The sequence below is a fragment of the Haemophilus sp. HN_Hi10 genome, from assembly GCF_049821985.1.
GTDB classification, from domain to species: domain Bacteria; phylum Pseudomonadota; class Gammaproteobacteria; order Enterobacterales; family Pasteurellaceae; genus Haemophilus; species Haemophilus influenzae_D.
On sequence record NZ_CP187495.1, the window covers coordinates 1258367 to 1276298 of the forward strand.

Annotated in this window: 21 protein-coding genes and 1 pseudogene; 16 read left to right on the forward strand and 6 right to left on the reverse strand. The window is 36.8% G+C overall.

Annotated elements, in window-relative coordinates; all coding sequences use genetic code 11:
• Positions 1-25: 25 nt before the first annotated feature.
• Both ispA and xseB read right to left on the reverse strand, forming a co-directional pair.
• Positions 26-916, reverse strand: coding sequence for a (2E,6E)-farnesyl diphosphate synthase (ispA, locus tag ACPT8Q_RS06200; protein WP_050949159.1), 891 nt, complete (start codon positions 914-916; stop codon positions 26-28).
• Entirely contained in the window at positions 916-1170 is a 255-nt protein-coding gene (xseB, locus tag ACPT8Q_RS06205; RefSeq protein ID WP_005656614.1) for an exodeoxyribonuclease VII small subunit, read from the reverse strand. The genes ispA and xseB overlap by 1 nt, the downstream gene beginning before the upstream one ends.
• A gap of 158 nt (positions 1171-1328) precedes the next feature.
• On the opposite strand from xseB, the gene thiI reads away from it, so the two are divergent.
• The 5 genes from thiI to cspD all read left to right on the forward strand — a co-directional run bounded on the left by thiI (position 1329) and on the right by cspD (position 4350).
• Positions 1329-2786 carry a tRNA uracil 4-sulfurtransferase ThiI gene (thiI, locus tag ACPT8Q_RS06210; protein WP_050949160.1) on the forward strand — a complete coding sequence of 486 codons (1458 nt, stop codon included), beginning with the start codon at positions 1329-1331 and terminating at the stop codon, positions 2784-2786.
• 14 nt (positions 2787-2800) lie between these two features.
• Positions 2801-3121, forward strand: a complete 321-nt coding sequence (locus ACPT8Q_RS06215; protein ID WP_050949161.1) for a YqcC family protein — start codon at positions 2801-2803, stop codon at positions 3119-3121.
• Positions 3115-3834, forward strand: a complete 720-nt coding sequence (gene truC, locus ACPT8Q_RS06220; protein WP_050949162.1) for a tRNA pseudouridine(65) synthase TruC — start codon at positions 3115-3117, stop codon at positions 3832-3834. Before ACPT8Q_RS06215 ends, truC begins: the two co-directional genes overlap by 7 nt.
• Positions 3827-3985: a YoaH family protein gene (locus ACPT8Q_RS06225; RefSeq protein WP_005628875.1), complete on the forward strand. Its 159-nt coding sequence runs from the start codon at positions 3827-3829 to the stop codon at positions 3983-3985. The genes truC and ACPT8Q_RS06225 overlap by 8 nt, the downstream gene beginning before the upstream one ends.
• A 146-nt stretch (positions 3986-4131) precedes the next feature.
• Positions 4132-4350 carry a cold shock domain-containing protein CspD gene (cspD, locus tag ACPT8Q_RS06230; RefSeq protein WP_021035241.1) on the forward strand — a complete coding sequence of 73 codons (219 nt, stop codon included), beginning with the start codon at positions 4132-4134 and terminating at the stop codon, positions 4348-4350.
• Positions 4351-4417: 67 nt separating this feature from the next.
• Here the strand turns inward: cspD and matP are convergent, their stop codons facing one another.
• Positions 4418-4864 (reverse strand): macrodomain Ter protein MatP, encoded by a 447-nt coding sequence (gene matP, locus ACPT8Q_RS06235; protein WP_005628871.1) that lies wholly within the window; start codon positions 4862-4864, stop codon positions 4418-4420.
• 126 nt (positions 4865-4990) lie between these two features.
• Here matP and ACPT8Q_RS06240 point away from each other — a divergent pair, with 126 nt between their 5' ends.
• The 5 genes from ACPT8Q_RS06240 to rpsO all read left to right on the forward strand — a co-directional run bounded on the left by ACPT8Q_RS06240 (position 4991) and on the right by rpsO (position 8969).
• Positions 4991-6766: an AAA family ATPase gene (locus ACPT8Q_RS06240; RefSeq protein ID WP_425627509.1), complete on the forward strand. Its 1776-nt coding sequence runs from the start codon at positions 4991-4993 to the stop codon at positions 6764-6766.
• 168 nt (positions 6767-6934) lie between these two features.
• Complete coding sequence (gene fabA / locus ACPT8Q_RS06245) at positions 6935-7468, forward strand: bifunctional 3-hydroxydecanoyl-ACP dehydratase/trans-2-decenoyl-ACP isomerase (RefSeq protein WP_005650386.1); 534 nt, start codon at positions 6935-6937, stop codon at positions 7466-7468.
• Positions 7469-7701: 233 nt separating this feature from the next.
• Positions 7702-8430: a hypothetical protein gene (locus ACPT8Q_RS06250; protein WP_005662421.1), complete on the forward strand. Its 729-nt coding sequence runs from the start codon at positions 7702-7704 to the stop codon at positions 8428-8430.
• Entirely contained in the window at positions 8430-8564 is a 135-nt protein-coding gene (locus tag ACPT8Q_RS06255) for a hypothetical protein (RefSeq protein WP_005657378.1), read from the forward strand. Before ACPT8Q_RS06250 ends, ACPT8Q_RS06255 begins: the two co-directional genes overlap by 1 nt.
• A gap of 135 nt (positions 8565-8699) precedes the next feature.
• The gene (rpsO, locus tag ACPT8Q_RS06260) at positions 8700-8969 is read left to right on the forward strand and encodes a 30S ribosomal protein S15 (protein WP_005652821.1); all 270 of its coding nucleotides are present in this window, start codon (positions 8700-8702) and stop codon (positions 8967-8969) included.
• 70 nt (positions 8970-9039) lie between these two features.
• Here the strand turns inward: rpsO and ACPT8Q_RS06265 are convergent.
• Both ACPT8Q_RS06265 and dacB read right to left on the reverse strand, forming a co-directional pair.
• Positions 9040-9648 (reverse strand): annotated as a pseudogene (locus ACPT8Q_RS06265) (IS1595 family transposase).
• Positions 9649-9741: 93 nt separating this feature from the next.
• Positions 9742-11181, reverse strand: a complete 1440-nt coding sequence (dacB, locus tag ACPT8Q_RS06270) for a serine-type D-Ala-D-Ala carboxypeptidase (RefSeq protein ID WP_005662415.1) — start codon at positions 11179-11181, stop codon at positions 9742-9744.
• 163 nt (positions 11182-11344) lie between these two features.
• Here dacB and greA point away from each other — a divergent pair, with 163 nt between their 5' ends.
• Entirely contained in the window at positions 11345-11821 is a 477-nt protein-coding gene (greA, locus tag ACPT8Q_RS06275; RefSeq protein ID WP_005650402.1) for a transcription elongation factor GreA, read from the forward strand.
• Positions 11822-11859: 38 nt separating this feature from the next.
• Here greA and yhbY read toward each other — a convergent pair whose 3' ends face one another.
• Positions 11860-12159, reverse strand: coding sequence for a ribosome assembly RNA-binding protein YhbY (gene yhbY / locus ACPT8Q_RS06280; protein WP_005650404.1), 300 nt, complete (start codon positions 12157-12159; stop codon positions 11860-11862).
• Positions 12160-12285: 126 nt separating this feature from the next.
• Here yhbY and rlmE point away from each other — a divergent pair, with 126 nt between their 5' ends.
• The 5 genes from rlmE to sixA all read left to right on the forward strand — a co-directional run bounded on the left by rlmE (position 12286) and on the right by sixA (position 17780).
• A complete protein-coding gene (gene rlmE / locus ACPT8Q_RS06285; protein ID WP_013525847.1) occupies positions 12286-12915 on the forward strand; it encodes a 23S rRNA (uridine(2552)-2'-O)-methyltransferase RlmE in 630 nt (209 codons plus the stop codon).
• 90 nt (positions 12916-13005) lie between these two features.
• Positions 13006-14898, forward strand: a complete 1893-nt coding sequence (gene ftsH / locus ACPT8Q_RS06290) for an ATP-dependent zinc metalloprotease FtsH (protein WP_425627510.1) — start codon at positions 13006-13008, stop codon at positions 14896-14898.
• Between the two features lie 123 nt (positions 14899-15021).
• Entirely contained in the window at positions 15022-15852 is an 831-nt protein-coding gene (gene folP / locus ACPT8Q_RS06295; protein ID WP_105197868.1) for a dihydropteroate synthase, read from the forward strand.
• 37 nt (positions 15853-15889) lie between these two features.
• Positions 15890-17227 (forward strand): phosphoglucosamine mutase, encoded by a 1338-nt coding sequence (gene glmM, locus ACPT8Q_RS06300; RefSeq protein WP_425627511.1) that lies wholly within the window; start codon positions 15890-15892, stop codon positions 17225-17227.
• Between the two features lie 58 nt (positions 17228-17285).
• Positions 17286-17780, forward strand: coding sequence for a phosphohistidine phosphatase SixA (gene sixA / locus ACPT8Q_RS06305; protein ID WP_050847627.1), 495 nt, complete (start codon positions 17286-17288; stop codon positions 17778-17780).
• Positions 17781-17932: the final 152 nt, after the last annotated feature.

Here is a 17932-nt window from a genome sequence, read left to right on the forward strand (position 1 = left end):
ATTTTGACCGCACTTTTGTGAGTGTTTAACTTTTTCTAGTAATAATGAATTCAGCTAATGCACGAAGTGCGGTCGTATTAAAAGGAATTTTTTCTAATTCAGACAAAGCACTTTGATATAGATCTTGTGCTTTTTGTTTTGCGCCACTTAACCCAAGTAATTTTGGATATGTACTTTTATCTAAATCAAGATCGGCGCCGACTTGTTTGCCAATTTCTGCACTATCGCCTTCAATATCTAAAATATCATCTTGAACTTGAAAGGCTAAGCCAATGGCTTCCGCATATTGTGTTAAGGATTGTTCTAACTTTTTGTCGGTAAAATGCGGAGAACAAATGAAACCTAATTTCAATGCGGCAATTAGCAACGCGCCCGTTTTGTTACGATGGATTAATTCTAATTCGCTTAAACTAATTTGTTTATGTTCAGAAATAAGATCTAAACTTTGCCCTAAGCACATTCCTTGTACGCCTGAGCCTTGAGCTAAAATTTGAACTAAAGCCAGTTTTTGTTCAGCAGAAATATTCGGAGTTTTGGTTAATATTTCAAATGCGAAACTTTGTAGTGCATCGCCCGCAAGAATAGCTGTAGCTTCATCAAATTGGATATGACAAGTAGGATGTCCACGACGTAGATTGTCATCGTCCATCGCAGGTAAATCATCGTGAATTAAGGAATAGGCGTGAATGGCTTCAATGGCAGCAGCAGCGTAATCTAAGGTTTGTTTCTCTGCGCCAAGCATTTGACCAGTTGCGTAAACCAAAAAAGGTCTAACTCGTTTACCACCAAGTAATAATGCGTATTTCATCGCGTCAAGCAAAGGTGCATTATGACTTTCAATGCCCTCAAATTGAGCTTCTAAAAAGTGATTAATACGATTTTGAACCTGTTGTAATTCTTCAGAAAAGTGACCCATTAAGCATTCCCTTCATAATCATTCCCTTTATAATCATTCAGTGGAGCATCTTCTGTTTTTTGCAATAAGATCTGAATGCGTTGTTCTGCTTGTTGTAAACGTTCTTGTCCTAACTTAGCGAGTTGCACACCTTGTTCAAATTCTTTTAATGCTTCTTCTAACGGTAGATCGCCATTTTCTAAATGTGTAACAATATTTTCTAACTGCGCTAACGTTGTTTCAAAATCTTGTGAAGATGCAGGTTTACGCGCCATTTAATCGTCCTTTTTCACGGTAAAAATTGCTTGTCATTGTACTGTATTTTACTTGAGTTGTTAAAAAATTATTTCAAGCTAGGACCAGTGGACTTTTCACTATCTTTGCGTAAAATACTCGCTACTTTAAATACCCAAGAAATACCTAAGCTATTTATATGAAATTTATCGTTAAACTTTTTCCTGAAATTATGATTAAGAGCGAAACTGTGCGTAAACGTTTCGCAAAAATTTTAACTTCTAATATCCGCAATATTTTACAGAAATATGATGAAGAAACTGCAGTTGTACGTCACTGGGATTACATTGAAGTGCGGTCAAAAAATGAAGAAAATCGTGAAGAATTAATCGCCTTGTTACAACGTATTCCTGGTATTCATCATTTTTTAGAAGTTGAAGAAAAACCGTTTACCGATTTACATCATATTTTTGAATTGACGCTTGCTGATGTCGCGCAACAACTTCCAGGCAAAACCTTTTGCGTTCGAGTAAAACGTAAGGGAAAACATAAATTTAGTTCGATTGAAGCAGAACGTTATATCGGCGGTGGATTAAATCAACATATTGAAAGCGCAAAAGTGCGGTTGAAAAATCCAGATGTGACTGTTCGTATTGATATTGAAGATGACAAAATGATGTTAGTTAAAGCACGTCACGCAGGGATTGGCGGTTATCCGATTGGTACGCAAGAGGATGTGCTTTCTTTGATTTCTGGGGGATTTGATTCTGGCGTATCGAGTTATATGTTGATTCGTCGTGGTTCCCGAGTTCATTATTGTTTCTTTAATCTTGGCGGCGCAGCCCATGAAATTGGCGTTAAACAAATGGCTTATCATATTTGGCAACGCTATAGCGCTTCACATAAAGTGCGCTTTATTGCGATTAACTTTGAGGGAGTTGTCGGTGAGATTTTAGAGAAAGTCGATAACGGTCAAATGGGTGTTGTATTAAAACGGATGATGGTGCGAGCCGCAAGTAAAGTCGCTCAACGTTTTAATATTGAAGCGATTGTGACAGGGGAGGCATTAGGACAAGTTTCTAGCCAAACTTTAACCAATTTACGCTTGATTGATGAAGCCTCTGGTACCTTAGTATTACGCCCGTTAATTACGCACGATAAAGAACAAATTATTGCGATGGCGAAAGAAATTGGCACTGACGATATTGCAAAATCTATGCCTGAATTTTGTGGTGTGATTTCAAAAAATCCTACGATCAAAGCTGTTCGCGAGAAAATTGTTACAGAAGAAGGGCATTTTAATTTTGAGATTCTTGAAAGTGCGGTGCAAAATGCGAAATATTTAGATATTCGCCAGATCGCAGAAGAAACAGAAAAAGAAGTCGTGGAAGTCGAGGCAATTTCTATATTAGGCGAAAATGAAGTGATTTTAGATATTCGTAGCCCAGAAGAAACGGATGAAAATCCATTTAAATCGGATGCACATGAAGTCATTCAAATGCCGTTCTACAAACTTTCCTCTCAATTTGGTAGTCTTGATCAAAGTAAAAATTACGTGTTGTATTGTGAACGTGGTGTGATGAGCAAATTACAGGCCTTATATTTGAAAGAAAATGGTTTTTCAAATGTGCGTGTGTTTGCAAAAAACATTCATTAATTAGGATATAAAATATGCGTAATCAAACTAAACAGCATCTTGAACAGCTTCAAATTACCATGCAGCAGCTTAATTTATGGCAAACGATGCCCCCTGCTGCAGAGGCGTTTTTAAGTGAAGAACCTTTTTCAATTGATACGATGTCTGCCGAAGAATGGCTACAGTGGATATTTATTCCACGCATGCAGGCATTATTAGAAAGTGGTTCAGCCTTGCCAAATAAAATTGCCATTTCGCCTTATATTGAAGAAGCAATGAAAGAATTTGATGAATTGCAAAAATTATTAGCCCCTTTGGTTGCTTTAGAAGAACTTCTGAACAAGAAAGAATGTTAGAAATTTTATATCAAGATGCGTTTCTAGTTGCGGTGAATAAGCCTGCTGGCATGTTGGTTCATCGCAGTTGGTTAGATCCTCATGAAACTCAATTTGTGATGCAAACTTTGCGAGATCAGATTGGTCAGCACGTATTTCCTATTCATCGTTTAGATCGACCGACATCTGGCGTGTTATTATTTGCATTGAGCAGCGAAATTGCGAACTTAATGTGTGAACAATTTGAACAAAAGTGCGTTCAGAAATCTTATTTGGCTGTAGTGCGAGGGTATCTACAGGGAAAAGAGCGGATAGATTATCCACTAAAAATCCAATTGGATAAAATCGCAGATAAATTTTCTCAAGAAGATAAAGAGCCTCAAGAAGCGATTACTGATTATGAAGGATTAAAAATAGTCGAAATGCCTTATCCTGCTGGGCGTTATCAAACGGCGCGTTATTCTTTAGTGAAATTAATTCCTCATACAGGTAGAAAACACCAACTACGTCGCCATATGAAACATATTTTTCATCCGATTTTAGGGGATACACAATATGGTGACTTACATCAAAATCGTGCATTAATCTCACATTTAGGTTGTTCTCGATTATTTTTACATTCTAATAGTTTGTCTTTTATTCATCCAATAACGAAAGAGCAAATAACAATTACAGCAGGGCTAGACGAACAATGGCAGCAATTAATGAATCAATTTGGATGGGAAAATGTTTGATATTAACTTAACACACGAACAGCAACAAAAGGCAGTTGAACAAATTCAAGAACTTATGGCAAAAGGAATTAGTAGCGGAGAAGCTATTCAAATAGTGGCGAAAGCACTACGAGAAATTCATAAAAATGATAAAAAAACTCCAGAAAATTAAATTTTTTGTGATCTACTTATCATTTTTGAATATTGCTCGTTGCATAACCGTTCAAAATATTTAAACATAACGGACCTATATTAGGTGATAAGGCGAGAGTCTTGTTGATTTATTGTTTTAATAGGCGAAGCCTAGAGAGGTCTTTTATGGAAATTGGTATTGTAAAATGGTTCAATAATGCAAAAGGATTTGGTTTCATTTCCGCAGAAGGTGTGGATGCCGATATTTTTGCACATTATTCAGTGATTGAAATGGACGGCTATCGTTCATTAAAAGCAGGTCAAAAGGTGCAATTTGAAGTTATCCACGGCGATAAAGGATCTCACGCCACAAAAATAATCCCAATTTTGGATACTCAAGAATAATAACAACCCTAGATTTTTTCTCTATTAGTCCTAACTTAAAAGACAAGAATTGCAGCTTGTCTTTTTTTTATTTTAATAAATTCTTTAAACTAGTTTTCATTGCTGCCATTTGATTTTCAAATTGTGCTTTGCTTTCTCTTTCATCAATCATATAGGTAATTGTTTCCGAAAGTGTCATTTTCATTTTTCGAGAATATTTAGAAAGACGTAGCCAAACCGCATATTCCAAATCAATGGATTTTTTCTTGGTATGTTGCTTTTCTCCATTAAAAAAGCGTTTACGGCGGGCGCGAATGGCTTGATCAAGCTTAATTGGTAAGGCTGGAGAAAGATGATTTTTAATCCATTCTTCAATTTTTTCTGGATAATTTTGGGATTCTAATAATTCTTGCGCTTTGGCTTCTTGTAAACTACGTTCTTCATAACGCGTGATATTTTCCCCTTCGCGATGTTTACGAATTAGGTAAATCCATTTCCAATTTGCTTCTTGATTTTCGAGTTTTTGGTATTTCATTTTTTATCATTGAGTGACGTGGTAACTGCATTAATATACGTGTTTTTATGCTGATTTTCTAGTGGATTTTCACAAGGCTATTAAATATGCGATAATGTGGCTAATTTTTCTAGAAAGAGACCAGCCGTGAGTTCATCATTTTCTCAACAACAAGCTATGGAGCAATCCTTAAATTGGCAGGCATTGCAACCTGATTTAGCAATTCAAGATTTTCCTTTAGAACCAGTGGATTTCTGGGCATTACAACCGAATGCTACACAGGCTATCGATTTATTTTTACGCCATCCAACGCGTTCTTTATTGATGATGAAAGTCGGTGAGCCAGTTGAATATGCGGAGTTATTGCAAAATTTTATATCGCAAAACCATCATAAAGTGCGGTCAATTTTTGGTGTGAATTATGTGATAGAGCAGGGGGGTTCTTTTTCTTTTCCGTATATTTATACTGAGCCTGCAAAATCTTTAGATGATAATTTTGCCAGTCAAGGAGAGGTATTAAGCGCATTGTATTGCGATCAATTCCAGCTTTTTGGTAGTTTTCGGATTCATCCAAGTTCACAAGATATTCAATTAGTGCCAGGATTAGTGCATAAAGCTAATGGCGGAGTTTTGATTTTAAGTGCGGCAACATTGTTATCTCAATTTGATTTGTGGGGGCGATTAAAACAAATTTTGCAAACCCAAACTTTTGACTGGTATTCAGCCCATCCATTTAAAAATTTACCTTGTGATATACTAAGCTATGCGCTGAACTTAAAAGTGATTGTACTTGGTAATCGTACTGAATTAGCCACTTTGGCTGAGTTAGAAGAAAATCTTTATTCTTTCGCCGATTATGCTGAAATTGAAAGTTATATTTCTGTAGCTGAAGTGGAGGAACAAAAAACTTGGGCGAGTTATGTACAACAAATGGCTCAAGAGCAAAATATTGAGCTAGATTTTCTTGCTTTAAATAAACTCTATCAATTATTAGTTCGTGAAAGTGAAAATCGCTTTTTAATTAATGCATCTCCTCTCAAATTAAAAGAAATATTACAGGATGCTTCAACTTTTGCTGAAAAAACTGCATTAAGTGCGGTGGATTTTGAGGGTATTTTTCAACAAAAATTAGCACAATATGGTTTCTTAAAAGAACAAACTTATGCCGATATTTTAAACGAGCAAGTTTATGTCGAAACGCAAGGCGAAATTGTTGGACAAATTAATGGGCTTTCGGTAATTGAATATCCTGGTACGCCAGTATGTTTCGGCGAACCTTCGCGTATTAGTTGTATTGTGCAATTTGGCGATGGGGAAGTGATTGATGTTGAAAGAAAAAATGAACTAGCGGGAAATATTCACGGTAAAGGCATGATGATTGCGCAAGCTTGCCTTTCCAATATCTTAGATTTGCCCTCACAATTGCCATTTTCTGCCTCATTAGTGTTTGAACAGTCTTATGGTGAAATTGATGGTGATAGTGCATCTTTGGCGATTTTCTGTGTGCTAGCAAGCGCTTTAGCTGATTTGCCTTTGCCTCAACATATCGCAATTACAGGATCGATTGATCAATTTGGACTTGTTCATTCTGTTGGTGGTGTAAATGATAAAATTGAAGGCTTTTTTACTATTTGCCAACGTCGCGGTTTGACTGGAAAACAAGGTGTAATCATTCCAATGACGACTATTCAGCAACTGAGTTTGTCTAATGAAGTGAAAAGTGCGGTAAAAAATGGCGAGTTTTTTATTTATCCTGTGGAAGATATTTATCAGGCTTGTGAATTGTTATTTGGGCGTGATTTGTTAGATGAAAACAAAGATTATACAGAAAAAACTGAGCCTTTATCTCGTCTTATTCAACGTCGTATTGAGGGACGTGCCGATTCTGAACGAAAAAGTTTTTGGCATTTTTTCCGCTCCTAATAGAGAAAAGCGAGCATTTTTTCGCTTTTCTTTTTTTCTATAATTTCTAAGAGTGACTGCTCCGACAAGTTTTGCGAACAAGTGTTAGCTATTTACAGTTTACTGCGTTCATTTTAAAATAGATATATCAGTTATAAACTGGATTTATCATATATAAAGGAATCTGAAATGCAAAACGCTTGTACACTTAATAAAAAAAGTAGCTATTCTTATGATGATTTGCTCGCGTCAGGTCGCGGCGAATTATTTGGTAAAGAAGGCCCGCAATTACCCGCGCCAACAATGTTGATGATGGATCGTATTATTGAAATGAATGAAGAAACAGGTGCTTTCGGTAAAGGATACATTGAAGCCGAACTTGATATTAAACCTGAATTGCCGTTCTTTGGTTGCCATTTCATTGGCGATCCAGTAATGCCAGGTTGTTTAGGATTGGATGCGATGTGGCAGCTTGTTGGGTTTTATTTAGGCTGGATTGGTGGCAAAGGAAAAGGGCGAGCATTAGGCGTTGGAGAAGTTAAATTCACAGGACAAATTTTGCCAACAGCTAAAAAAGTGGTGTACCGAATCCATATGAAACGAGTTATTAATCGTAAACTAGTTATGGGAATGGCTGATGGTGAAGTTGAAGTAGATGGTCGTGTTATTTATACCGCGACAGATTTAAAAGTGGGACTATTCCAAGATACCTCAACATTTTAATTTTTCTTTATTAATTCATACAAAAGTGCGGTGAAAGTTTTTCTTAGATTTTCACCGCACTTTTACTTATTAAATTGTAATAAATTTTTAAAATATCTATAATATTCTTGTTATTTTTTAATTTTATTAGTGGTAAATAAAGTTTATTTTAAAGTTTTTAATAAACGTTATTATAGAAAATATTAAATTAATTTCTATTTAAATTATAAATAATATACTAAAGTAGTGGGAATATGATGGTAAATGATGATTTTCAAGAATATGTGAAGCAACTGGTAACAAAACATCGAGATGAACGAATTTATCCTTTTCAATATGAAGGAAAAAAATATTGGTTGAAGCAACCTGAAAAATTGAAAGGTATTTGGCTATTATTAAAACCCCATCCTAAAAAATCTTTTAAAAATGAATTATATACTTTATTGAAGCTTGCTGAACAAAATGCGCCAGTGCCAAAAGTCTCTTATTATAGTGATCATTTTTTTGTTTTAGAGAATGTGGGACTTACCGTATCACAATGGCTATGTAATAAAAATATAGATGAACAACAGAAATTTTTAATTATTTATGATGCTTGTCTCGCTTTGATTGATTTGCATGCTAAAAATTTGGTGCATGGTCGTCCTGCTATTCGAGATATTACTTGGGATAAAGGGAAAGTTACTTTTCTTGATTTTGAATCTCGTTCAAATAGCCGAAATCAAAATTGGGTAGTTATTCGGGATATGTTATTTTTCTTTGATAGTTTATGTCGAGAAGAAGATATTTCGGACACTTTTATTCAAAAAGTAGCGTTGTATTATCAAACACATTGTGAAGCGAAAAATTGGCAAAATATGATCGTATTTTTGCAACGTTTTAGCTGGGTTTATTATCTTTTATTGCCTTTTAAACCTATTGCAAAGACAGATTTAATTTCGATTTATCGCTTATTTGAAATTTTCTTGATAAAGAAAAAATGATGAAGAAAATATTTTTTATTTTTGCATTATCAGGCATATTAGCTGCTTGTACTGTGGGTGGTGGTGTTAGTGCTGGTGGTGGAAGTAATGGTGTAGGATTAGGTGTGGGGATTGGATCTGGTATTCGCTTCTAATAATGAAAAGTGTGGTAACTTTAATCTTTATCTTGCATTTGAACTTATTCATCGTTAGAATGCGATTTCCTTGTCATCGCTGAGTTAGAGATCGGCGAATGATGTATTAACAACACTACCTTTTAGGAGTAAAAAATGTCTCTAAGTACTGAAAAAAAAGCAGCAATCGTTGCTGAATTTGGTCGTGATGCGAAAGATACCGGTTCTTCTGAAGTTCAAATCGCATTATTAACTGCACAAATCAACCACTTACAAACTCACTTTGCAGAGCACAAAAAAGACCACCATGGTCGTCGTGGTTTATTACGTATGGTTTCTCGTCGTCGTAAACTTTTAGACTACTTAAAACGTACTGATCTTGCTTTATACCAAAGCACTATCGCTCGTTTAGGTTTACGTCGCTAATTTTTATTACGATAGTAAAAAATCAAGCCCTCGAATATCGAGGGCTTTTTTATGGGGCTGTACTAGATCACTAGACCAAACTCCCCTTAACTAATTGTTTTAAAATGGAAATTTGAGATTTTATTTCACTGTTGTTAAAACGCCATTCACATTCTTTTAAATACAGCTCAAAATGCTCTTTGGGAATGCCATTAAACTTCTGTAAATGGCGTTTTGCGTGATTCCAAAAATTCCCAATTCCGTTTATGTAGTTGTGATTTTCAGCAAAATGCGTGCTGTGATTGATGCGAAAATGGCTAAATTCACTGACATCAAGCACATCATAACCACGAAAGGTATCCGTATACACAATGCTATCAGGCTTAACTTTCTCTCGGATAATTGGCAATAATGTCTCTGATTGCGCATTAGGGACAACGACGGTATAAACCTTGCCATTTCATTTGAGAAGCCCGAATACCGCGACTTTCCCTGCAACACTGCGCCCACGTTTGCCTTTTCGAGTACTACCGAAATAGCTTTCATCGGCTTCAATTTCGCCTTCAAACATTTCCAAATGTGGGCTTGTTTGATAAATGAGTAAGCGTAATCGATGAAAGTAATAAGTGGCTGTATTTTTGTTTACATTAACCAATTTACTGGCTGTTCTTGCTGTGACACCTACGGCAAACAGTTCAATGAGTTTATTTTATTTATGCTGGCTTAAGTGACTTTTTCTCATTGGTTTATTCTAACCTAAATAGGATTTTTAGTTGTTATCTACTACAGCACCTTAATATTTATAGAGTTCGTTATATAAATTACGCTCGAATTGTACTAATGGGGCACGTTTTGTTTTGCTTTCCAAATCGCCAGTTGAGTAGCCATTAATAAATTGTACAAATGCCACTTTTTCCCCTCGCGCATTTGTCATAAAGCCAGCTAGGTTATAAACGCCTTTCAAAGAACCAGTTTTAGCAATCACGTTTTTCACTAATGGCGGGCTAATTAATCCACCTCGCCCACTGATCGTGCCATCTACACCTGCGATGGGGAAAGTTTCCATTAAATGTAGTTTATCTTCGTTTTTGGCGATGTATTCTAAAACGGATAGCATCGTTTTAGGTGCCACAAGATTATGGCGAGATAGACCCGAACCATCGGCTAAAATGCTATTACCAAAACGAATTCCTTGTTTTTGCAATATGGATTTAACCGCTAATGTGCCTAATTGAAAGGAGGCGGGGCGTTTATAGTAATTGAATGCCACCGCTCGGAATAATGAATCGGCAATTTGGTTATCGGATTTTTTCATCATTTTTTTCAATAAATCTGGTAATGGTTTTGATAAATGTTTCGCTAATAGCTGACCTTGTTGTGGTTTTTGGGGTAACAAGACTTTGCCATTGAACTCAATACCTAATTGTCTTAATTGACGTTGAATAATCGCGGCAGCATAAGCATCCGTATTTTGCACGGCAAAACTTAAGCCAAAAGGTTTATATTGACGGGCTAAACATCCTTTTACTTGATAGCGATTATTGTCGTGTACAACAACATCGAGCTGACAATAAGGTGCTTCATTGCTATCCGCTACATAAACTTGTCCGAACACTTGAATTGGAAATTGTGCAGGCACATTAATTTTTACTATTTCACCTGGATTTTTATTCGCATCTAGTTCCGCATAAAAACAGTTGTTATCAATATTTGCAGCTGCTGGTGGAGAGTTGAAACACATTGTGAGATCGTTCCAAATCCAACCTAATCCTCGGTCGTGACTAGAAAAAACAGAGGTATCTAATACTAAATCGCCATTAATTTTTTTGATGCCTTGTTTTTTTAATTCGGCAAGTAAGCTATAAAGCTGACCTCTTGTGAGATCAGGATCGCCTGTGAAACGCACGATTAAGTGACCATCTAAATTCCCACTTTGAATTTTCCCATTACTCAAAAGTGCGGTCTCAAATTGGAATTGATCGCCTAATGCAAGTTTAGCGGCAACGGCTGTAAAAACTTTTTGTGTGCTTGCAGAAAGCATAAAGGTTGAGCCATTATAATCAGCAATAATTTGGTTTTGATTTATATTTTTGGCGATGAAACCTACGTTAGAGCCTTCAGGCAGTTTTTGTGTTAAATCTGAAACATTAATATTGGCGAAGGTTGGAAGGCTAAAACTCACTGAAAGTAAAAAGGAACCAAGTGCGGTAGAAATTGAAGATAATTTTTTCATATTAGGTTTGTTATGGTTGCTATTTTTTTTTAGACGAACAATAATAAGCCCCGAATGAAATTGAGTAAATCATTTTCTCATTTCAAGTTTATTTTTGATAATACTGCAGTAAGATTTTAGAATTTTACTGTGGTTTTTGTTTTATTTAGTAAAAGGAAAAACAATGCAACAAATTCCAATGACTGTGCGTGGCGCAGAACAATTACGAGAAGAATTGGATTTCTTAAAAAATGTACGTCGTCCAGAAATTATTAAAGCCATAGCAGAAGCCCGCGAGCACGGAGATTTAAAAGAAAATGCAGAATATCACGCAGCGCGTGAGCAACAAGGTTTTTGTGAGGGTCGTATTCAAGAGATTGAAGGTAAACTTGGTAATGCTCAAATTATTGATGTCACAAAAATGCCAAATAATGGTAAAGTGATTTTTGGTGCAACAGTTGTACTTGTAAATACAAATACAGACGAAGAAGTCACTTATCGCATTGTAGGCGATGATGAGGCTGATATTAAATCTGGTTTAATTTCGGTTAATTCACCAATTGCGCGAGGTTTAATTGGTAAAGAATTAGATGATACCGTTAATATTACAACGCCTGGCGGTGTCGTTGAATTTGATATTATTGAAGTGAATTATATTTAAATAAAAAAGTGCGGTTGAAAATGACCGCACTTTTGTTGTTATTTGCGTGGAAGCTGAATTTTTGCTTCTTCGCTTGGGCGATAAAGCACCAAAATATGCCCGATAGTTTGTACTTGTGCTGCTTTAGTTTCACGCACAATCGCATTGATAATAAGTTGTTTTGTTTCACGATCTGCACCAGCAACTTTTACTTTAATGAGTTCGTGATGATTAAGTGCATTTTCAATTTCAGCAAGTACACCTTCGGTTAAGCCATTTCCACCAAGCATAACGACTGGGTTAAGATGGTGCGCAAGACCTTTTAAAAATTGTTTTTGTTTGGTTGATAAGGTTGTCATAAGGATTCCTAATAAAAAAGAGCGGTTGATTTTCTCAATGTTTTTTACTGATTTCAATCAGCTTCGGCTTGAATTTGACAGATTGTACCCAAATATAGGCGAAACGACTACAAAAAATAGAAGATTATGGGAAAGAAAAAACGTTCAGCGAGTTCTTCTCGTTGGCTGAATGAACATTTTAGTGATCAATTTGTGCAAAAAGCACATAAGCAAAAGTTGCGATCACGCGCTTATTTTAAGATTGATGAAATTCAGCAAACGGATAAATTATTTAAACAGGGAATGACAGTGGTCGATCTCGGCGCCGCACCAGGCGGTTGGTCACAATACGTAGTAAGCCAAATTGGTGGCAAAGGTCGTGTGATTGCTTGTGATATTTTGGAAATGGATCCCATTGTAGGCGTTGATTTTCTACAAGGTGATTTCCGTGATGAAAATGTTTTGAATGCTTTATTAGCATGCGTAGGTGAAGATAAAGTTGATGTTGTGATGTCTGATATGGCACCAAATTTTAGTGGAATGCCATCAGTGGATATTCCACGTGCAATGTATTTGGTCGAGCTTGCTTTAGATATGTGTAAACAAGTCTTGGCAAGCAAAGGAAGTTTTGTTGTTAAAGTTTTCCAAGGGGAAGGCTTTGATGAATATTTAAGAGAAATTCGTTCTTTATTTAATGTGGTGAAAGTGCGTAAGCCTGAAGCATCACGTGGACGATCTCGTGAAGTATATATTGTGGCAACAGGCTATAAAGGTTAATTGCTTTGATAGCTTTTCATTGCTAATGATGTGTAGTATCTTGTGACGAAATTTTTTAACTTAGGAAAGGTAGGTTAGACTTTGAACGATATGGTCAAAAATCTAGTGCTTTGGGTGGTAGTGGCAGTCATTATGATGACAGCATACCAAAGTTTCAATTCATCTTCGGTAGAAAATTCTACTGATTATACAACCTTTGTTTACGATGTAAGCAACGGACAAGTGACAGCGGCACGTTTTGATGCCAATGAAATTACGGTAACGAAAACCGATGGTTCTAAATATTCAACCGTAATGCCACCACTTGAAGATAAAAAATTGCTTGATGATTTATTAAGCAAAAAAGTGAAAGTGGAAGGCACGCCATTTGAAAGACGTGGTTTCTTATCCCAAATTTTAATTTCTTGGTTCCCAATGTTATTCCTTGTTGGTGTATGGGTATTCTTTATGCGTCAGATGCAAGGCGGTGGCGGCAAAGCGATGAGCTTTGGTAAAAGCCGAGCCAAAATGTTGAATCAAGATCAGATTAAGGTGACTTTTGCGGATGTGGCTGGTTGCGATGAAGCAAAAGAAGAAGTGGGCGAAATCGTTGATTTCTTGCGTGATCCGAATAAATTCCAAAATTTGGGCGGTAAAATTCCAAAAGGTATTTTGATGGTAGGGCCTCCAGGTACTGGTAAAACTTTACTTGCTCGTGCGATTGCGGGAGAGGCAAAAGTTCCATTCTTCACTATTTCTGGCTCTGATTTCGTAGAAATGTTTGTAGGTGTTGGCGCATCACGTGTACGTGATATGTTTGAACAGGCTAAGAAAAATGCACCTTGCTTAATCTTCATTGATGAAATCGATGCAGTGGGTCGCCAACGTGGTGCGGGCTTAGGCGGCGGACACGATGAGCGTGAACAAACCTTAAACCAAATGCTAGTTGAAATGGATGGCTTTAGCGGTAATGACGGTGTAATTGTTATTGCCGCAACTAACCGTCCAGATGTGCTTGATCCAGCTTTAACTCGTCCAGGCCGTTTTGACCGGCAAGTAGTTGTTGGCTTACCTGATGTGAAAGGTCGTGAGCAAATCTTAAAAGTGCATATGCGTAAAGTGTCTGTTGCGCAAGATGTTGATGCAATGACGTTAGCGCGTGGTACGCCGGGCTATTCTGGTGCAGATTTAGCAAATTTAGTCAATGAGGCGGCTTTGTTTGCTGCTCGAGTGAATAAACGTACGGTAACCATGCTTGAGTTTGAAAAAGCGAAAGATAAAATCAATATGGGGCCAGAGCGTCGCACTATGATTATGACGGATAAGCAAAAAGAATCCACTGCTTATCATGAAGCTGGTCACGCCATTGTGGGTTATTTAGTGCCTGAACACGATCCTGTTCACAAAGTGACCATTATTCCTCGAGGACGTGCCTTGGGTGTGACATTCTTCTTGCCTGAAGGTGATCAAATTAGTATTAGCCAAAAACAATTAGAAAGTAAGCTTTCTACCTTGTATGCGGGTCGTTTGGCAGAAGATTTGATTTACGGTGAAGAAAATATTTCTACCGGTGCGTCTAACGATATTAAAGTCGCTACTAATATTGCGCGCAATATGGTGACGCAATGGGGATTCTCTGACAAATTAGGTCCGATTCTTTATACGGAAGATGAGGGCGAGGTTTTCTTAGGTCGTTCAATGGCGAAAGCAAAACATATGTCAGATGAAACCGCTCATGCAATTGATGAAGAAGTTCGTGCAATTGTAAATCGTAACTATGCGAGAGCAAGACAGATTTTGATCGACAATATGGATATTCTTCATGCGATGAAAGATGCATTAGTCAAATATGAAACCATTGAAGAAGAACAAATCAAACAATTGATGAATCGTGAACCTGTCACTCCACCGTCTGGATGGGAAGAGCACACAGGGCAAGCTGCCTATGCAAATAGCAATAATGCTCAAAGTGCGGGTGAAAATTCGGTAGATTCTAATTCCTAATCAACTCTTTAATCAACAAAGCCTTTCTTTAGAAAGGCTTTATTTTTTCCTAATGATTTTTTTCTTCAGCGTATTCCGTTATAATCGTTCGACTAAAATTAATCTAAAAATCTACCGCACTTTATGAAACTATACGCGAACAATAAATGTCTTGATTTAAGCGTTCCTAAGATTATGGGAATCCTTAATTTTACGCCTGATTCTTTTTCTGATAGCGGACAGTTTTTTAGTTTGGATAAAGCGCTTTTTCAAGTTGAAAAAATGTTGGAAGAAGGGGCGACAATTATTGATATTGGTGGTGAATCTACGCGTCCTAATGATGCGGATGAAGTCTCTGAACAAGAAGAATTGCATCGTGTTGTGCCAGTAGTGGAGGCGGTGCGAAGCCGTTTTGATTGCTGGATTTCTGTCGATTCTTCAAAAGCAGTTGTGATGCGTGAAGCAGCAAGTGTTGGAATGGATTTGATTAATGATATTCGTGCTTTGCAAGAGCCAAATGCGTTAGAAACCGCAGTAAAACTAGCTTTACCTGTTTGTATCATGCATATGCAAGGGCAACCTAGAACGATGCAGGCAAATCCTCATTATGAGAATGTCGTACAAGATGTATTCGCTTTTTTACAGAAACGTACTAATGAATGTCTTTCTGCTGGTGTTAAAAAAGAAAACTTAATTTGGGACATGGGATTTTGTTTTGGTAAGTCTGTACAGCATAATTATCAATTATTACAAAATCTGAATGAATTTTGTCATAGTGGATATCCTGTGTTAGCGGGATTATCTCGCAAATCAATGATTGGCGCTGTGCTTAATAAAGCCGTCGATCAGCGAGTGATAGGTAGTGCGGCAGGTGCGCTTATTGCTGCGCAAAAAGGTGCAAAAATTTTACGCGTACATGATGTTGCAGCAACATCAGATATGCTCAAAGTTTGGCAGGCAACAGAAAATGCCTGATGATTTTATAACGATAAAAAATTAAAGGAATTGTATTATGGCAAATCGTAAATATTTTGGAACAGATGGTGTTCGTGGAAAAGTGGGTACTTATCCAATCACACCAGATTTCGCATTAAAATTAGGTTGGGCAGCAGGAAAAGTATTGGCTTCTCAAGGTTCTAAAATGGTTTTAATAGGTAAAGATACTCGAATTTCTGGATATATGTTGGAATCAGCCCTTGAAGCAGGTTTAGCTGCTGCGGGGTTATCTGCTGCATTTACTGGCCCTATGCCGACACCTGCTATTGCTTATTTAACCAGAACTTTCCGAGCTGAAGCAGGTATCGTGATCTCAGCCTCTCATAATCCTTATTATGATAATGGGATTAAATTCTTTTCAGCAAAAGGCACTAAATTACCTGATGAAATTGAAGAAGCCATTGAAGCAATGTTAGAACAACCTATGGATTGTGTGGAATCTGCCGAATTAGGTAAAGCAAGCCGTATTAATGATGCAGCAGGACGCTATATTGAGTTTTGTAAAGGGACATTCCCAGCACACTTAGGCTTGGAGGGTTATAAAATCGTGGTAGATTGTGCAAATGGTGCAACCTACCATATTGCGCCTAACGTGTTTAGAGAGCTAGGTGCGGAAGTCATTGAAATTGGTACGGATCCAAATGGTTTGAATATTAATGAAAAATGTGGTGCAACTGATGTAACTGCATTGCAAGCTAAAGTTGTTGAAATGAAAGCTGATGTTGGTTTGGCTTATGATGGCGATGGTGATCGCATTATGATGGTCGATCATTTAGGAAATAAAGTCGATGGCGACCAAATTCTCTTTATTATTGCGCGTGAAGCATTGCGCTCAGGTCAATTAAAAGGCGGTGTCGTTGGCACCTTAATGAGTAATATGAGCCTAGAGATTGCGTTGAAAATGCTTGGTGTTCCCTTCTTACGTGCAAATGTAGGCGACCGTTATGTATTGGAAAAAATGGTTGAAAATGATTGGACGCTTGGGGGTGAGAATTCTGGACATATTATCATTGCGGATAAAAATACAACGGGCGATGGCATTGTTGCGTCATTGGCTGTATTGGCAGCGATGGCACAGCATAAATTATCATTAAATGAATTAGCAAGTGCGGTTAAATTATTCCCACAAGTGTTAATCAATGTACGTTTTACGGGTGGGGAAAATCCACTTGAAAGTGATGCTGTAAAATCTGTTGCCGCAGAGGTTGAAAAACGTTTAGAAGGTAAAGGTCGTATTTTATTGCGTAAATCGGGTACGGAACCACTTATTCGCGTTATGGTGGAATGCCAAGATGCTGAACTTGCACAACAATGTGCAGAAGAAATTGCAGAAGCCGTGAAAAAAATTAATTAATTTTTGACCGCACTTAGTAAAGTGCGGCTTATTTTTATAAAGTTTTTAGGAAAGCAAAATGAACATTTTTATTATGCGTCACGGCGAAGCGGAAGTAATGGCTAATAGTGATAAAGCTCGCCATTTGACTGTTTATGGTTCTAAACAGGCTTTTTTACAAGGGCAGTGGCTAAAACAACATTTAAGTACATTATTAATTAATTCACTAGACCGTATTTTAGTAAGCCCTTATACCAGAGCTGAAGAAACCTTTCATCAAGTTAATCAAGCTTTTGATTTTGCGTTAGAAAATAACGTTGAAATTTGGGAGGGGATTACGCCTTATAGATATGCGCATTCCGTAATTGATTATTTAGAAGTACTAAAAGATGAAGGTGTTAAATCTGTATTGATTATTTCTCATTTGCCCTTAGTGGGAGAAATTGTTGCTGAACTGTATGGAAAACGAAATCCAATACCATTTTATCCTGCAACCATTGCTCAATTAATATGGGATGGCAAAAAATCAGAGATATTGATTCATCAAGCATCTCCTATAATTTATTTAAAATAAATTATTCTTTTTTTACAAAAAAATAAAATTTTTATAGATTTTATAAAAATCATTTAAAATCAATATCTTAGGTGTTGTTTTGTGAAGTAATCTTTTTTTAGAAAGGTAAAGTTTTACTATTACTATTTTTCTTTTTATGAAAATTCCCGTAA

Excerpts from the sequence above, each read along its gene's own strand:
- rpsO (WP_005652821.1), top strand. The coding sequence starts at position 8,700 with ATGTCTCTAAGTACTGAAAAAAAAGCAGCAATCGTTGCTGAATTTGGT.
- ispA (WP_050949159.1), bottom strand. The coding sequence starts at position 916 with ATGGGTCACTTTTCTGAAGAATTACAACAGGTTCAAAATCGTATTAAT.
- xseB (WP_005656614.1), bottom strand. The coding sequence starts at position 1,170 with ATGGCGCGTAAACCTGCATCTTCACAAGATTTTGAAACAACGTTAGCG.
- fabA (WP_005650386.1), top strand. The coding sequence starts at position 6,935 with ATGCAAAACGCTTGTACACTTAATAAAAAAAGTAGCTATTCTTATGAT.
- yhbY (WP_005650404.1), bottom strand. The coding sequence starts at position 12,159 with ATGACAACCTTATCAACCAAACAAAAACAATTTTTAAAAGGTCTTGCG.
- greA (WP_005650402.1), top strand. The coding sequence starts at position 11,345 with ATGCAACAAATTCCAATGACTGTGCGTGGCGCAGAACAATTACGAGAA.
- matP (WP_005628871.1), bottom strand. The coding sequence starts at position 4,864 with ATGAAATACCAAAAACTCGAAAATCAAGAAGCAAATTGGAAATGGATT.
- folP (WP_105197868.1), top strand. The coding sequence starts at position 15,022 with ATGAAACTATACGCGAACAATAAATGTCTTGATTTAAGCGTTCCTAAG.
- sixA (WP_050847627.1), top strand. The coding sequence starts at position 17,286 with ATGAACATTTTTATTATGCGTCACGGCGAAGCGGAAGTAATGGCTAAT.
- ACPT8Q_RS06255 (WP_005657378.1), top strand. The coding sequence starts at position 8,430 with ATGAAGAAAATATTTTTTATTTTTGCATTATCAGGCATATTAGCTGCT.
- cspD (WP_021035241.1), top strand. The coding sequence starts at position 4,132 with ATGGAAATTGGTATTGTAAAATGGTTCAATAATGCAAAAGGATTTGGT.
- ACPT8Q_RS06225 (WP_005628875.1), top strand. The coding sequence starts at position 3,827 with ATGTTTGATATTAACTTAACACACGAACAGCAACAAAAGGCAGTTGAA.
- glmM (WP_425627511.1), top strand. The coding sequence starts at position 15,890 with ATGGCAAATCGTAAATATTTTGGAACAGATGGTGTTCGTGGAAAAGTG.
- rlmE (WP_013525847.1), top strand. The coding sequence starts at position 12,286 with ATGGGAAAGAAAAAACGTTCAGCGAGTTCTTCTCGTTGGCTGAATGAA.
- thiI (WP_050949160.1), top strand. The coding sequence starts at position 1,329 with ATGAAATTTATCGTTAAACTTTTTCCTGAAATTATGATTAAGAGCGAA.
- truC (WP_050949162.1), top strand. The coding sequence starts at position 3,115 with ATGTTAGAAATTTTATATCAAGATGCGTTTCTAGTTGCGGTGAATAAG.
- dacB (WP_005662415.1), bottom strand. The coding sequence starts at position 11,181 with ATGAAAAAATTATCTTCAATTTCTACCGCACTTGGTTCCTTTTTACTT.
- ftsH (WP_425627510.1), top strand. The coding sequence starts at position 13,006 with ATGGTCAAAAATCTAGTGCTTTGGGTGGTAGTGGCAGTCATTATGATG.
- ACPT8Q_RS06250 (WP_005662421.1), top strand. The coding sequence starts at position 7,702 with ATGATGGTAAATGATGATTTTCAAGAATATGTGAAGCAACTGGTAACA.
- ACPT8Q_RS06215 (WP_050949161.1), top strand. The coding sequence starts at position 2,801 with ATGCGTAATCAAACTAAACAGCATCTTGAACAGCTTCAAATTACCATG.